The organism is Mesorhizobium sp. CAU 1741, from assembly GCF_039839275.1.
GTDB lineage: Bacteria > Pseudomonadota > Alphaproteobacteria > Rhizobiales > Rhizobiaceae > Aerobium.
The window spans coordinates 773,800-788,114 of sequence record NZ_JBDOQP010000002.1 but is presented as its reverse complement, the minus strand read 5'-3'; the positions used below and the strand labels follow the sequence as shown (position 1 = coordinate 788,114).

The window sequence follows — 14,315 nt, the reverse complement described above, 5'->3', positions numbered from 1 at the left end:
CAGAGCGGGGACCGCCTAGCGCCACCCAAGCTGCGGCGCCACGTGTTTCAGAATGCTCTCGATCACATGCGCATTGTACTCGACGCCGAGCTGGTTCGGCACGGTGAGAAGCAGGGTGTCCGCCTCCGCGATCGCTTCGTCCTCGGCCAGTTGCTTGACCAGCACGTCGGGTTCGGCCGCGTAGCTTCGCCCGAAGATCGCCCGCGTGTTCTCGTCGATGAAGCCGATCTTGTCCTCACCCTCGTTGCCCCGGCCGAAATAGGCGCGGTCGCGCTCGTCGACGAGCGCAAATATACTGCGGCTCACCGACACGCGCGGCTCGCGCTGGTGGCCGGCTTCCTTCCATGCCTGGCGGTACAGGCGGATCTGTTCAGCTTGCTGGACGTGGAAAGGCTGCCCGGTCTCGTCGTCCTTCAGGGTCGAGCTCTGCAGGTTGACGCCGAGCTTCGCCGCCCATGCGGCGGTCGCGTTGGACCCGGAACCCCACCAGATGCGCTCGCGTAGTCCTTCGGAATACGGCTCGAGGCGCAGCAGGCCGGGAGGGTTGGGAAACATCGGGCGCGGATTGGGCTGCGCGAAGCCCTTGCCCTGGATGACGTCGAGAAACACCTCGGCATGCTGGCGACCCATGTCGGCATCGCTCATGCCGTCCTGCGGCTGATAGCCGAAATAGCGCCAGCCATCGATGACCTGTTCAGGCGAGCCACGGCTGATTCCGAGCTGCAGGCGCCCGCCGGCGATCAGGTCGGCAGCACCCGCATCTTCCGCCATGTAGAGCGGGTTCTCGTAGCGCATGTCGATGACGCCGGTGCCGATCTCAATGCGACTGGTCTTGGCGCCGGCTGCCGCCAGCAGCGGGAAGGGCGAGGCGAGCTGCCGGGCGAAATGGTGGATACGGAAATAGGCGCCATCGGCGCCGAGTTCCTCGGCCGCGACCGCAAGGTCGATCGATTGCAGCAGCGCGTCACCGGCCGAGCGCGTGCCCGACTGCGGCGAGGGCGACCAGTGCCCGAAGGAAAGGAAGCCTATCTTCTTCATGTCTCAACAGCCTTTTAACGTGTCGGCCGTATTTAGGCGCCCGGCCGCCGCGCCGCACCCCCAAATCTGGTCGCGTTCCTGAACAGACTGTCTTCGCGCCTAGGCTGAAGCCGGCTCCGCGACGATCGTGTCGCCGATAAGCCGCAGGACCGCGTCGGCATCGATGTCGACACAGGCGAGCTGGCTGGGCTTTCCGTCCCAGGCACCGGGCGGGAAGAAGCGGCCGTCGGGCTTCTGGATCGTCTGTCCGTCGGCGATGCCTTCGCTGACGACGCGCATCGCGCCGCTGCGGGTTTCGAACAGATGCGGCGCGACGAGAAACGCGCAGGCGCAACTGTCATGGATCACCATGCCGTCATCCACGAAGCGGGAGTAGAAGCCGATATAATGCTGCGAGATGTCCGACAGGAGCCTGGCACGCGGCCCGCCTTGCGCGGCCAGACGCTCCAGCGTGCTGGTGGACATGATGGTTTTCATCGTCACGTCGAGCCCGACGACGATGGTCTTCCACGGTGCGGTCACCACCATATCCGCCGCCTCCGGATCGCCCAGAATATTGGCTTCGGCAACCGGGCTGACATTGCCCGGCACGGTGAAGGCGCCGCCCATGATGATGACCTGCTTGACCAGCCCGGCAATGTCCGGCGCCTCGCGCAACGCCAGCGCCAGATTGGTCATGCGCCCCACCGCGATGAGCGTCACTCCGCCGGGATCGGCACGCACGGTCTCGATGATGAAACGGTGTGCCGGGCGCGGGTCGACAGTACCGGGGATCTCGTCCGGCAGCGCGATGTTGCCGAGCGCGTTGTCGCCGTGAACGATCGCCGGCGGCGCGCCATATGTCCGCAGCGGATTGAGCGGTGCGCCGGCTCCCCTGGCGACAGGGGCATCGATGTTCCACACGTCCTTCAGGAAGAGCGCATTGCGCGTCGTCGTGTCGATGGTGCCGTTGCCGAAGACGGTGGTGATGCCGACGAGGTCGATGTCGGGATGCTGGTGCAGGAACAGGAGCGCCATCGCATCGTCGATCCCCGGATCGGTATCGAAAATCACCTTGTGCATGCACCTGCTCCGCTTGGCTGTCTGGACGCGCTCCTATAGGCCGGCAAGATGGATTTGCACAGAGTGCGCCGGATACGCGTGCGCGGGTTCGCCGGCCTTGCAGGTCGCGCCTTTCGGAGTGCATACCCTGTGCTCCGCTACTTGATGGAAGACGCCGACCGATGACGAAGCTGCCAGACGATATTTCCCTCGATGCCGGAAACGAGGTCGCCATCCGGCAGGATTTGACGCTGGTCGCGCTCGGAAAGCGGCCTGCGGACGTGGCCTTGCGTGTCGGGCGCCTTCTCGATGTCGCGACCCGTACATGGCGCGACGATCAGGAGATCGTGATCAAGGGCAGGCGCATCGCGTATGTCGGCGACGCCGGCAGCTATCCGGGCGAGGTCGGCCGGCGCGTGCACGAACCGGACCTCGCGGCGGTGCCCGGTCTCGGCGAGGTGCACAAGCACATCGAGAGCTCGCACCTGACGCCCGAATGGGAGGCCGCCCTGGTCTTGCCGCGCGGCAACACCTGGACCTGCGAGGCGAGCCACGAGTTCTCCAACGTCAATGGCGCCCGGACGCTGGAGTTCTGGCTCAAGGCACGTGCCGCCGGCTCGCCGCTGAAGATCTTCCCGCTGCCTGGTTCGGCCGTGCCGCCAACCGGTTACGAGCACGGTGGCGGCTGGCTCGGCTATGACGAGCAGCGCGATTTTCTCCGCCAGAGCCTGATGACCGCCGGCCTCGACGAGGTGATGGACTGGCCAGCCGTGTGGAATCCGGAGAACCCTTCCCATGAGCGCCTGTGGGGCATGATCCGCGCGACCTTCGAACAACGGGGCGTCGTCGAGGGTCACGCGGCGGGTATCCGCGACATGCCGACCATCAACGCGTTTGCCGCAGCCGGCCTCGCCTCCGATCATGAGGCGTGGACGGTTGAGGAGTTCTGGGACAAGCTTACCCACGGCCTGTTCATGGAACTCCGTCCGCACAGCCTGCCTGAGGTCATCCGGGGGCTCCTCGACAGGGGCCTTGCCGACTGGTCGCAGGTCGCGCTCACCACCGACGACCGCAGCGCCTCCGACACCCTCAAGCTCGGCGCGACCGACCACAATGTGCGTCTCGCGATCGAAGCGGGGCTGGCGCCCGAAATCGCCATCCAGTGCGTGACGATCAACCCGGCGCGCCACATGCGGCTGACGCCGTGGGTCGGATCGATCGCACCGGGCCGCTATGCCGACATCGTGCTTCTTTCGGACGTCGAGCGATTTGAGATCGCCAGGGTCTGGGCAGACGGGCGCCAGGTCTCGCAAGGCAAGGACTACCTGCCCGAGGTCCCGAAGATCGACTGGCCGGAATGGGCGACAAAGACGATCAATATCGGCCGGGCGCTGACGGCTCAAGATTTCCACATTGCAGCCGAACCCGGCCGCGAAACGATGCAGGCGGCCGTATTGCGGCCCTTCCACTGGACCGACGACTTCCTCACGTTTGAACTTCCCGTGGCAGACGGCTTTGTCCAGCGCGACGAGGCCCGCAACATCACCAAGTTTGCGATCGTAGATCGCTTCTCGGGCATGGGGGCCGTGTCGAAGATGTTCTGGCTCGGTTGCGGCCCGCGCACGCCCGAGACCGCGCTCGCCTGTTCGATGGCGCATGACAAGCACAATGTCTGGTGCGTCGGCTCGTCGGACGCGGCGATGGCCATGGCCGTGAACGCGCTCGCCGAAAATGACGGTGGTTGGGCGCTGGTGCGCGAAGGCGAGGTGGTTGCCACCGTTCGCTACGAGGTTGCGGGGCTGATGTCCTGCCGCTCGGCTGAGGAGCTGCACGCCGAGATGCAGGCGCTCTACGCCGAGGGCGAAAAGGTCGACTGGATGTTCGAGCCGTCGTTCCATCCCCGCTGGGGTCCCGGCTTTCCCGAACGTCTGGCTTTCGCCACGCTCACCTGCGCGCCATGGCGCTGGGTGCTCGTCGCGCCGAGCGACCATGCCCCCCAAGGTCTCGTCAACGTGCAGACCGGCGAAACCCATCCGGTGGTGTTCTGACGCCGATGCGGTTCGACGCCAACCCCTGTCACGCTATAAGCCCTCAGTAGCGCCGAATGAGCCCCACCAGCTTGCCCTGCACCTTGACCCGGTCCGGTCCGAAGATGCGCGTCTCGTAGGCCGGGTTGGCCGCTTCGAGGGCGATCGAGTCGCCCTTGCGCCGGAAGCGCTTCAGCGTCGCTTCCTCGTCGTCGACGAGCGCCACGATGATTTCGCCGGGTGTCGCCGTGGACGCATTGCGGATGATGACCGTGTCGCCGTCGAAGATGCCGGCCTCGACCATCGAGTCGCCCTTTACTTCCAGCGCGTAATGCTCGCCGCCGCCAAGCATCTCCGGCGGCACGCTGATCGAATGCGTCTTCTGCTGGATCGCGCTGATCGGCACGCCGGCCGCGATACGGCCCATCACCGGTACGGATACCGATGCCGCGACATCGTCGTCATTGCCGGTCGCCTGCAGGCGCGGCTTCTCCGGCGCACGGCCGAGGCTGCCCTGAATGACGCTCGGCGAGAACTTGCGCGCCTGGTTGAGCCCGGGCGCGATGGAGTCCGGCAGCCGTGTCACTTCGAGTGCACGGGCACGATTCGGCAGGCGGCGGATGAAGCCGCGCTCCTCGAGCGCGGTGATCAATCGGTGGATGCCGGACTTGGAGGCGAGGTCGAGCGCCTCCTTCATTTCGTCGAATGAGGGGGGGATGCCGGTCTCCTTCATCCGTTCGTGGATGAAGAGCAGCAATTCGTGTTGCTTTCGCGTCAGCATGGCAAGCCCCGGAGAATCAGAGTGCAAACAAAACCAGAACATACACTATCTGTTCCAGTTGTGTTCCGCAATAGTTTAAATTTTACTGATTTTCCGATGAATTCCGTAACTATGTTCCACAATGGTTCACCGAGGCCCTCACGGGGCATCGAACGCGCTCTGTTCGAGCGTCAGAAGCCTCCCGCGCAACCGTCCTTGCGTGGGTCGGAGCCCGCGGCATAGCCGCCCTCGACGCGGCGCACGAGCTGCGCACCGCCGAATCCGAAGCTGGAATCCGGGCTTTCGGTGGCGATCACGTGGCCCATCTGCTCCAGGTGGGCGATGGTCCGCGGGCTGACACTATCCTCGATCGCCACGTCGAGGCCGGAGATCACGCGCCAGCGCGGCGCATCTGCCGCCGTCTGCGGATCCTGTCCCCAGACCTGCGTGCGCAGCATCATCTGCAGGTGGCCTTGCGCCTGGATCGGCCCGCCCATCAGCCCGAATGCCATGTCCGGCCCGTCCGCGCCCATGATGAAGCCGGGAATGATTGTGTGGAAGGGGCGCTTGCGTGGACCGACCTGGTTGGGATGGCCGTCCTCCAGGGTGAAGCCGAAGCCGCGATTCTGCAGGCTGATGCCGGTACCCGGCACCACGACGCCCGATCCGAAGCCGGCATAGTTCGACTGGATGTACGACACCATCATGCCGTCCGCGTCGCCGGTTGCCAGGCACACCGTGCCGCCATTCTTCGGCGCGCCCACAGGATGCAGCGATGCCTTGTCACGGTCGATCAGCCGTCCGCGCGAGGCCAGGTAGGCGTCGTCGAGCAAATGCGACGCCTTGACGTCGTCCATGTGCAACTGGTCGGCGACATAGGTGTGGATGTCCATGAAGGCAAGCTTGATCGCCTCGATCTGCAGGTGCAGCGCCTCGGGGCTGTCGGGGTCGAGCGCCTCGATGCCGCTGCCCTTGAGCATGCCGAGCGCCATGAGTGCCGCGATGCCTTGTCCATTCGGCGGGATTTCGTGCAGCGAGGATTTTCCGGAATCCTTGCTGATCGTGCCGCACCAGTCATTCGCATGTGCGGCCATGTCTTCGGCGGTCAGCGCCGCGCCGTGCTCCTGCGCAAAGGCAGCGATCTTCTGCGCCAGCTCGCCGCGATAGAAAGCCTCGCCCTTCGTTTCGGCGATCAGGCGCAGCGTGTTCGCCATCGCCTCGCTGCGGAAGAGTTCGCCGGCGGCCGGCGCGCGCCCGTTGGGCATGAACGCTTCGGCGAAGCCGGGCTGCGCATGTAGCAGCTCCGCACCGCGCCGCCAGAGCTCGGCGATGATCGGCGTGACGTGATAGCCCCTGGACGCGTAGTCGATCGCCGGCTCGAACAGAGCCTCGAACGGAAGCTTGCCGAAACGTTCCGACAGGGTCACCCAGGCCGAAACCGCGCCGGGCACGGTCACGCTCTCCCAGCCGCGCTGCGGCATCGCGGTCTTGCCCGCGAAGCGTTCCGGCGTCCATGCAGCCGGCGAGCGCCCTGAGGCATTGAGGCCGTGCAGTTCGCTGCCATCCCACAGGATGCAGAACGCATCCGATCCGATGCCGTTGCCCGTCGGCTCCACCACCGTCAGCGTGATGGCCGCGGCAAGTGCTGCGTCGAGCGCGTTGCCTCCCTTGCGCAGCATGTTCAGCCCAGCCTCGGTTGCCAGCGGATGCGAGGTCGCGATGGCGTTGCGCGCGATCACGGGCGAGCGTCGCGACGGGTATTTCGGCGTGAATTGATAGGTCAAGGGGTGGCTCGCGGGGGCAGCGTGGAGGTCAGGTCAGCCAAGGCACCGCCCGATGCCATGGCGTCCCGCGCGTGCTCGAATGTCTTTTCGATCATGCGCAGCGTCTTAGTGTAATGCGCAACCAACAGCGCACACGCGTCGTCGTCGGTCCCGTTCAGCACGGCCTTCATCAGCGCTTCGTGCTCGGCCTGCCCATCGCGCGGAATCTTGCGATAGGCGTTCGAAACCGAAATGTAGCGCGCCGCGTGGTCGGCGAGAATGTCGCAGAATTCGAGCAGCCATGGCGACGCGCTGTTGGCGAGCAGCGCGCGATGGAAGTTGCGATGCGCGTCGTCCCAGGCAGCACGGTCTTCGGAGCGTTCCGAGCTAAGACGCGACAACCGGTGGAAAGCGACAACAATCGCCTCTTCCCAACGGTCGTCACGCCGCTGCATCGATTCGCGCAGCACCAGTGCCTCCAGCCTGCACCGGGTATCGACCAGCACCCGCCAGTCGTCGAGGGCAATAGGCGGCACGGTGAAGCCGCGCTGTTCGTGCCGATCCACCAGCCGCTCCGAGGACAGCCGCGAAAGCGCCTCGCGCACTGCATTGCTGCCAACCTCGTAGAGATCCGCGATCGACTCGATGCGCAGCTTGGCGCCGGGCGGGAAGGCGCCCCGGATGATGTCGGAGCGCAGCTTTTGGTAGACCGTCGTCGCCAGCGTGGTCTTGTCTTTCGGTTTGGACATTCAGGTCTCTGATCCAGGCCTATCTTGCTGCCTTGCCATTCGCATTGGTGCCCGGACGATGCCAGAACACGAACTTGTACTGCATCCAGGAAACGATGCCGAACATCAAGAGGCCGAGCAGGCTGAGATAGATGATCAGCGAGAAGACGCGCGGCGTGTCGAGCTGGGCGGCGGCGACGCGGATGAGCTCGCCGAAGCCCCGGCCGCCGCCGAGGAACTCGCCGGCGATGGCGCCGGACACGACGCTGATCGCCGCGATCTTCAGCCCGGTGAAGAATTGCGGCAGCCCGGTCGGGATCTTCAGCATGACCAGTGTCTGCAGCCGCGATGCACCGATGCTCTTGAACAGCATGCGTGCGTTCTCGTCGGCCGCATGCAGGCCGGCAGCGGTGCCGACGACGATCGGGAACACGGAGATGAAGGCCGCAAGCGCCACCTTGGAGGAAATCCCAAAGCCGAGCCAGGCGACGAAAAGCGGTGCGAAGGCCAGCTTGGGCATCGTGTCGATGGCGACGATATAAGGCATCACGGCGCGCTCGCCGAGCGACGTCTCGCCGACGATGACGCCAAGCGTCACCCCGATCGTCAGGGCCAGCACGAAGCCCCAGATCACCTCCTGGGTCGTGACCCAGAACGCGGCGACCATGTAGTTTCCAGACAGGAGCCCGCGCCCGACGAAGCCGAGATCGGCGATCGTCGAGGTCGGGGTCGGCAGGATCAGCGGCGAGACGATGCCGGCCGAGGTGACGAGTTGCCAGAGGCCGAGGAAGACGAAGAGCAGCACCACCATCGCGAGCCAGCGCGGGATTCTGGAGCCTAGCGATACCCGCTCGGTCCAGATCGTGTCGCCCTCGGGCGAGACCGCCTTGCCGGCGGCCGAGAGTTCGCTCATAGGAACGCCCCCTTGTCGAGAAGATTGCGGATCGTGGTCACATACTGCCCGAATTGCGGCAGCGTCACCATGTCGAGCGTGCGCGGGCGGGGCAGGTCGATCTCCACCGTGCGGACCACGCGGCCCGGGCGTGCCGACATGACATGGACGATGTCGGAGAGGATGACTGCTTCCGAGATCGAGTGCGTCACCAGGAAGGCAGTCGCGTTGCGCTCGGCGCACACCCGCTGCAGTTCCATGTTCATGAAGTCGCGCGTGATCTCGTCCAGTGCGCTGAAAGGCTCGTCGAGCAGCAGCATTTCCGGCTCGGTGACCAGCATCCGGCAGATCGCCGCGCGCTGCGCCATGCCGCCGGAAAGCTGCGACGGATAGGATTGGTCGAAGCCCTTGAGCCCGACGAGTTCGAGAAGCGCGTTGGCGCGCGGCCGGGCGCTTGCCGCCGCAGCCTTGCCTTCGCGCACCTCGATCGGCAGCAGGATGTTTTCGAGCGTCGTGCGCCAGGGAAACAGTGTCGCCTGCTGGAACATCATGCCGATATCGGGCCGTGCGCCCATCACCGGAGTGCCGGCCAGCATCACGCGTCCCTTGGACGGCGGCGTCAGGCCGGCCATGATCTTCAGCAGCGTGGATTTCCCGCACCCGCTCGAGCCGATGACGGAATGGAACTCACCCTTGCGGATGGTCAGGTCGACGCCTTCCAGGGCGACCACATCCCCGGCGGCGTAATATTTCGAGACGCCCGTCAATTCGTAGATGGGCGTCGGCCGGGAATCGCTCCCGGCCGTCTGCGTTGCCGATGGCATCACTCGGCGTTCCAGGCTTCGATGAACTGGTTGCTGTAGGCCTGCGTGATGTCTGGTAGCGGCGCATCGAGATCGCCCGAATCGACCAGCGTCTGCTGCCAGCGCTCCCACGCCGCCGGATCCATGTAGCCATAGCCCATGTCCGGGTTCGTCGCCGCCGTCAGGTCATAATAGACACCCATCAGCGCGCGGGCGAAATCCATGTCTTCGAGCTGCTGCGGATTGCCGAGCTTGGCATGTTCGAGCGTCGCTTCGAGATTGTCGCGATCCTGTCCGAACCGCAGCCCCTTGACCAGCGCCCGGCCGAAACGTTCGAGGACATCGGCGTTGTCTTCCATGAATTCACGGGTGACGACGTAGCCATTGCCGAAATAGCCGCGGAACTCGGGAGGCGTGAGGATGCGCAGGTCGACACCGCGCAATTGCAGCGTCGCCACGCCCGACGTGTCCGACGCGTAGGCGTCGATCGCCTCCTGCATGAAGCCGGCAACGGCCATGCCGCCTTCACCGACGGTGACGAATGTGTAGTCCTCGCCTTCCGTCATGCCCTCGGCATCGAAGATCGAGCGGACGAATGCGACTTCCGCGCCATCGGACGTGCCGACGCCGATCACCTTGCCCTTGAGATCGGTCGGCGAATGGAATTCGGAGTCCTCGGGAACGACGAGGTTGAACTGGCTGCGGCTGAAATAATTGAAGATGTAGACGAGGTCTGCGCCGCCTTCGCGCGCATTGAGCAGCGGTCCGGGACCCGGGTGGCCGAGTTCAGCCTGGCCGGCGAGCAAAGCCTGGATAACCTGGCTCGAGCCGTTGACGCTCTGCGTCTCGACGGTAAGGCCTTCCTCCTCGAAATAGCCTTCTCCCATGGCGTTGTAGATCGCGAAATAGCCCAGCCCGCCGGGGCTTGGGAGCGCGATGGTGAGATTCGTATCCTGCGCGAACGCGGCGGAGGACGACACGAACAGCGCCGCGGCGGCGGCGACTGCCATGAACTCTCTACGCTTCAACATTCTTGATTCCCCTTGGTTCGTCTGTTGCGACGCAGGGCAGGATGCACCAACCAAAATGGGTGTCAACATAAATTCATATTCATGATCTTTCGCGCATAATCTGCATATTAATATGGACAGCTTCATAATCGTGCATATGATTGCTCGACTGAAACCACGGAATCGATGATGACCCACGCCGCAAGCCTAGCCGTACCCGCCCCCGTGCAATCGACCCTGCCGATCGTCGGCTCCGACGCGCGGTTTCCAGTCCGGCGCATCTACTGCGTGGGACGCAACTACGTCGCGCACGTCCGCGAGATGGGTGGCGACGAGACGCGCGACTTCCCGCTGATCTTCCAGAAGCCGGCCGATTCCGTGGTGCAGGATGGTGGCACCGTTGCCTATCCCCCGCGCACCGACAATTTCCACTACGAGCTGGAGCTGATGGTGGCGATGAAGTCCGGCGGTTACAACATTGCCGAGGACGACGCCCTCTCGCACATCTTCGGCTACGGCATCTGCCTCGACATGACCCGACGCACGCTGCTGGAGACGCCGGACTCGCCGCGCCTGCCGTGGGAGCTGAAGAAGTCGTTCGACCAGTCTGCCCCATGCGGTCCGATCTACCCGGTGGAACGGGTCGGACATCCGTCTGCGGGCCGCATCCGGCTCGAGGTCGACGGCGCCGTCCGGCAGGATTCCGATCTTGGCCTGATGATCTGGCGGACGCCGGAGATCATTGCGACCCTGTCGTGCTATTTCTCACTCGAGCCCGGCGACATCATCATGACCGGCACCCCGGACGGCGTCGGCCCGGTCGTGCCCGGCAACGTGCTCGTCGGCACCATCGACAATCTCGGCTCGCTGACAGTGACGATCGGCGACAAGGTCGCCTGATCTGCCGCGTTACAGGATGTGTTTCGCTTTGCGGATTTCCGGCACGGCGATCGTCAGCAGCAACAGCGATACGATCAGCAGCATGACGCTGCCGATCTGCACATAGGCCAGCACGCCGATCACGCCGCCGCACAGGAATGCGGCAAGCGTCAGGGCGTGCAGCATGAAGCGCGAGCGCACGACCGGCCGCTCGTCGCCGTCCTTGGCCTTGCCTGCGAGGATCGCGAGTTCGATGCCGATGTCGGTCGCCATTCCCGAGACATGGGTGGTGCGGACCCGGGCGTCCGAGATGCGGGTCGTCGTCGCGTTCTGCAATCCCATCAGGAAGCTGAGGCCGAGGACGAGGATCGGGCTGCTATGGGCCGGCGCCAGCACGAGGTCGCTCAGCGCGAGCGCCGCGAGCAGCACCCCTTCCGCGGCGATGGCGATCGCGTAGATGGCGCGTATCTGCCGCTTGCGTCCAATCTCGATCAACAGGGCAGAGACGAACGATCCGGCGATGTAGAGGGTCAGCAGCGCGATCATAAGCCCCGCCAGCAGCCACTGGCCCGACGCAGCGTAATCCGACAGCGCCGAGACGTTGCCCGTCATGTTGGCCGAGAAATAGCCGACGGCGTGGAAGCCCGCGGCATTGATCGCGCCTGCGATCAGCGCCAGGAGCGCTGCCAGACCAAGATCGATCCGGACACTGCGGTCCTTGCCGACATGCACGAGCATCAGGTTTTCATTCGCTTCCCGTCGCGCCAGCCGGCGTCCGGCTAGACAAGTACCCGCTCGCCTCGGCGTGCGCAATCGCGCCTCTTAGACTTACGATTCGGGGAAACCGCCCAGTTCCAGCAGGCGATTGCGGTCCTCGATGTCGATGTTGATGTCGAAGACGACGCCGTCGGTGCGGTAGACGAGCTGCGCCAGGCAGATCACTTCCTTGCGTGCATTCTGGAAGATGCGCCGCACGCGAACGACAGGATCGTGCACGCGAATGTCGAGTTCGGCTGCTTCCTGGGGCATCGAGGCGACGACACGGAAGGTCTGGCGGACGTTTGTCAGCCCGATCTGCTTCGTGTCGTAAAGCAGCGTGCTGATGAGGGCGGTGGCCCATAGCCGCTCTGGGACGGCATCATATGCGCTCTCGCAGACCAGGTATTCACCGACGATGAATGGTCCGCCATTGCGCGAGAAGACGCGCTTCATGTAGCGATATGGTTCGAGCGGTTCGCCATCCTCCGCTCCGATCCGCAATTCGCCCTGAGCCGGGCGCGAGGCAACGACACGGAAGCTGAGTTCGTTGGCCCGGCGTCCCGGCGACTGGGTCAGCATGTATGGTATCGACTCGGTGATTTCCGGCTTGGCCGTGACGAAGGTGCCGCGGCCGCGTTCGGCGCTGATCAACCCTTCCTTCTCGAGTCCGGCAAGAGCGTGGCGCACCGTCATTGGCGAAACGCCGAACGTGGCCACCATCTGCTTCAGCGTCGGCAACCTGTCTCCGACGAGCCAGGTCTGGTCGGAGATCTGCCGGCGGATGATCGCGGCCAACTGGACGTAGTAGGGCGTCCCGTCTTCCCGCAGCATCTGCTTGCTTTCGGCAGCGTTCGACAATGGCAATGATCCCCTTTGGCGCGACTCGTACCTTTCCGTTATTGCATGACGGCCAGCGCACGCAATGCTCGCCACGTCGAGGCCAGTCGCAAAAAACTCGTTGTAGCTATAGCATCATAGTGATAAAGTGCTAGAACTAAATCACAATCGAAACGAGCTTTCGATTGAGGGAGGAAACGGGTTTCGGCTATCGTGCCGTGCCTTCAAATCAGGCTGGGAGGGCCGAGATGAGAAAGTGGTTCAAGGGATCATTGTTGTCGTGTGCGCTGGCGGTTGTGCTGGGCGCAAGCCAGGCCTGGGCGCAGGAGCCGGGCATTTTCAGATATGCCGAGCAGGTAAAGCTCATCACCATGGACCCGCAGCAGCAGAGTGGCAGCGGTGTGCCGTTCCTGCGGCCGGTCTACGAATCGCTTTTCGAGAAGGGTCCCGATGGCGAGAACCTGCCGCTGCTCGCCACGGACTATGAGGTCGACGGGCTTGACGTGACCATCACGCTGCGCGAGGGCGTCAGCTTCAGCAACGGCGAAGCATTCAATGCTGAAGTGGCTGCGGCGAACATCAACCGTGGCGTCGAGCTGGGGATCGTCGAGGGGCTCAAGACCGTCGAGGGCGCCGAAGCGGCTGATGAGTACACGTTGAGGATCAAGCTGAAGGAGTTCGATCCCGCGATCATATCCACTCTTTGTTACACCGGCGGGATGATGCTCGCGCCGGCTGCGATGGCCGATCCCGCGCTTGATCGCAATCCGATCGGCACCGGTCCCTATGTCTACGACAAGGCGGAGTCGCGTGAAGGCGAAGTGCGCGTCTACACGCCGAATCCGACCTATTGGGACAAGGACAAGATCGGCCTCGCCCGCTACGAGGTGTGGGAAATCCCCGACGACACCGCGCGCCTCAACGCGCTGAAGACCGGCCAGATCGACGCCGGCAACTGGCTGTCCAACCCGCAAGCCGCCATCATCGACCGCACGCCCGGTCTCAAGCTCGTGCGAAACAATGGCGGCCTGAATTACCATGTCATCCTCTCCGACCGGGAGGGAACGGTCGTTCCCGCGTTCACCGACCCGTTGGTGCGCAAGGCGATGGCGCATTCGATCGATCGCGAAGCCTTCAACAAGGCGATCCAGTTCGGTCTTGCGGCGCAGTCGTTCCAACCATACGGCAAGGGCGACTGGGCCTATGACCCGGCCCTGGAGGGTGTCTACGAATACGATCTCGACAAGGCCCGCGAGCTGATGGCCGAGTCGAACTTCCCCGACGGCTTCACATTCGACATGCCGTCCATTCCGATCTATCAGTCGCGGCTGGAAGCGCTCGCCGGGTTCTTCCAGGAGATCGGCATCACGATGAACATCGTGCCGGTGGAACCGGGCACGCTCGCGCGCCGCAGCCGCACGACCGATTTCCCCGCGACCAACCTCGTATGGAACACGATCACCGACCCGAAATTCCTGGCGCTGCGCTACATCTACGAGGACGCCGCCTACAATCCCTTCAAGGCAAAGCCGAGCGAGAAACTGCTCGCGCTCGCCGAACAGGGCCTGACCTCGGTCGAGACCGACGTGCGCGCGCCGGTCTACAAGGAGATGGCCGCGCAGCTTGCGGAGGAGGCGTTCCTGATCTTCGTGACCAACGCGCCGATCCTGATCGGAGCGAGCGAGAGCACCGACGCCAATCCCACCGTGGTCTATCGCTATGGCGAGGATTCCATCAATCTTCGCGGTCTGACAGCGAACGACTGACCGGCTGATCGT

13 protein-coding genes are annotated in these 14,315 nt (G+C 64.3%); 3 read left to right on the top strand and 10 right to left on the bottom strand.

Translation table 11 applies throughout. The features are described from left to right. Nucleotides 1–15: 15 nt before the first annotated feature. Together AAFN84_RS10615 and AAFN84_RS10610 are read right to left on the bottom strand one after the other, a co-directional pair. Nucleotides 16–1,038 carry an LLM class flavin-dependent oxidoreductase gene (locus tag AAFN84_RS10615; protein ID WP_347514521.1) on the bottom strand — a complete coding sequence of 341 codons (1,023 nt, stop codon included), beginning with the start codon at nucleotides 1,036–1,038 and terminating at the stop codon, nucleotides 16–18. A gap of 99 nt (nucleotides 1,039–1,137) precedes the next feature. Next, on the bottom strand, nucleotides 1,138–2,100 hold the full coding sequence (locus tag AAFN84_RS10610) for a nucleoside hydrolase (protein ID WP_347514520.1): 963 nt from the start codon (nucleotides 2,098–2,100) through the stop codon (nucleotides 1,138–1,140). A gap of 161 nt (nucleotides 2,101–2,261) precedes the next feature. Here AAFN84_RS10610 and AAFN84_RS10605 point away from each other — a divergent pair, with 161 nt between their 5' ends. Beyond that, the gene (locus AAFN84_RS10605; protein ID WP_347514519.1) at nucleotides 2,262–4,127 is read left to right on the top strand and encodes an adenine deaminase C-terminal domain-containing protein; all 1,866 of its coding nucleotides are present in this window, start codon (nucleotides 2,262–2,264) and stop codon (nucleotides 4,125–4,127) included. A 43-nt stretch (nucleotides 4,128–4,170) separates the two neighbouring features. Here AAFN84_RS10605 and lexA read toward each other — a convergent pair whose 3' ends face one another. The 6 genes from lexA to AAFN84_RS10575 all read right to left on the bottom strand — a co-directional run bounded on the left by lexA (nucleotide 4,171) and on the right by AAFN84_RS10575 (nucleotide 10,083). Beyond that, a complete protein-coding gene (gene lexA / locus AAFN84_RS10600; RefSeq protein ID WP_347514518.1) occupies nucleotides 4,171–4,887 on the bottom strand; it encodes a transcriptional repressor LexA in 717 nt (238 codons plus the stop codon). Between the two features lie 170 nt (nucleotides 4,888–5,057). Then, on the bottom strand, nucleotides 5,058–6,650 hold the full coding sequence (locus AAFN84_RS10595) for a gamma-glutamyltransferase family protein (protein ID WP_347514517.1): 1,593 nt from the start codon (nucleotides 6,648–6,650) through the stop codon (nucleotides 5,058–5,060). After that, nucleotides 6,647–7,378 carry a GntR family transcriptional regulator gene (locus tag AAFN84_RS10590; protein ID WP_347514516.1) on the bottom strand — a complete coding sequence of 244 codons (732 nt, stop codon included), beginning with the start codon at nucleotides 7,376–7,378 and terminating at the stop codon, nucleotides 6,647–6,649. Before AAFN84_RS10590 ends, AAFN84_RS10595 begins: the two co-directional genes overlap by 4 nt. Before the next feature lie 19 nt (nucleotides 7,379–7,397). Next, nucleotides 7,398–8,270 (bottom strand): ABC transporter permease, encoded by an 873-nt coding sequence (locus tag AAFN84_RS10585; protein WP_347514515.1) that lies wholly within the window; start codon nucleotides 8,268–8,270, stop codon nucleotides 7,398–7,400. After that, nucleotides 8,267–9,073, bottom strand: coding sequence for an ABC transporter ATP-binding protein (locus AAFN84_RS10580; RefSeq protein WP_347514514.1), 807 nt, complete (start codon nucleotides 9,071–9,073; stop codon nucleotides 8,267–8,269). The genes AAFN84_RS10585 and AAFN84_RS10580 overlap by 4 nt, the downstream gene beginning before the upstream one ends. Beyond that, nucleotides 9,073–10,083 (bottom strand): ABC transporter substrate-binding protein, encoded by a 1,011-nt coding sequence (locus tag AAFN84_RS10575; RefSeq protein WP_347514513.1) that lies wholly within the window; start codon nucleotides 10,081–10,083, stop codon nucleotides 9,073–9,075. The genes AAFN84_RS10580 and AAFN84_RS10575 overlap by 1 nt, the downstream gene beginning before the upstream one ends. Before the next feature lie 168 nt (nucleotides 10,084–10,251). Here AAFN84_RS10575 and AAFN84_RS10570 point away from each other — a divergent pair, with 168 nt between their 5' ends. After that, the gene (locus AAFN84_RS10570; protein WP_347514512.1) at nucleotides 10,252–10,962 is read left to right on the top strand and encodes a fumarylacetoacetate hydrolase family protein; all 711 of its coding nucleotides are present in this window, start codon (nucleotides 10,252–10,254) and stop codon (nucleotides 10,960–10,962) included. Nucleotides 10,963–10,971: 9 nt separating this feature from the next. Here AAFN84_RS10570 and AAFN84_RS10565 read toward each other — a convergent pair whose 3' ends face one another. After that, nucleotides 10,972–11,679, bottom strand: a complete 708-nt coding sequence (locus AAFN84_RS10565; protein ID WP_347514511.1) for a YoaK family protein — start codon at nucleotides 11,677–11,679, stop codon at nucleotides 10,972–10,974. A gap of 90 nt (nucleotides 11,680–11,769) precedes the next feature. Beyond that, complete coding sequence (locus AAFN84_RS10560; RefSeq protein WP_347514510.1) at nucleotides 11,770–12,558, bottom strand: GntR family transcriptional regulator; 789 nt, start codon at nucleotides 12,556–12,558, stop codon at nucleotides 11,770–11,772. Between the two features lie 227 nt (nucleotides 12,559–12,785). Between AAFN84_RS10560 and AAFN84_RS10555 the strand changes: the two genes are divergently transcribed. Beyond that, nucleotides 12,786–14,303: an ABC transporter substrate-binding protein gene (locus AAFN84_RS10555; RefSeq protein ID WP_347514509.1), complete on the top strand. Its 1,518-nt coding sequence runs from the start codon at nucleotides 12,786–12,788 to the stop codon at nucleotides 14,301–14,303. The last annotated feature ends 12 nt before the right edge of the window (nucleotides 14,304–14,315 follow it).

Coding starts and splice junctions, on each gene's coding strand:
- AAFN84_RS10580 (WP_347514514.1), bottom strand. CDS start 9,073: ATGCCATCGGCAACGCAGACGGCCGGGAGCGATTCCCGGCCGACGCCC.
- AAFN84_RS10570 (WP_347514512.1), top strand. CDS start 10,252: ATGACCCACGCCGCAAGCCTAGCCGTACCCGCCCCCGTGCAATCGACC.
- AAFN84_RS10615 (WP_347514521.1), bottom strand. CDS start 1,038: ATGAAGAAGATAGGCTTCCTTTCCTTCGGGCACTGGTCGCCCTCGCCG.
- lexA (WP_347514518.1), bottom strand. CDS start 4,887: ATGCTGACGCGAAAGCAACACGAATTGCTGCTCTTCATCCACGAACGG.
- AAFN84_RS10555 (WP_347514509.1), top strand. CDS start 12,786: ATGAGAAAGTGGTTCAAGGGATCATTGTTGTCGTGTGCGCTGGCGGTT.
- AAFN84_RS10585 (WP_347514515.1), bottom strand. CDS start 8,270: ATGAGCGAACTCTCGGCCGCCGGCAAGGCGGTCTCGCCCGAGGGCGAC.
- AAFN84_RS10605 (WP_347514519.1), top strand. CDS start 2,262: ATGACGAAGCTGCCAGACGATATTTCCCTCGATGCCGGAAACGAGGTC.
- AAFN84_RS10565 (WP_347514511.1), bottom strand. CDS start 11,679: ATGCTCGTGCATGTCGGCAAGGACCGCAGTGTCCGGATCGATCTTGGT.
- AAFN84_RS10590 (WP_347514516.1), bottom strand. CDS start 7,378: ATGTCCAAACCGAAAGACAAGACCACGCTGGCGACGACGGTCTACCAA.
- AAFN84_RS10575 (WP_347514513.1), bottom strand. CDS start 10,083: ATGTTGAAGCGTAGAGAGTTCATGGCAGTCGCCGCCGCCGCGGCGCTG.
- AAFN84_RS10610 (WP_347514520.1), bottom strand. CDS start 2,100: ATGCACAAGGTGATTTTCGATACCGATCCGGGGATCGACGATGCGATG.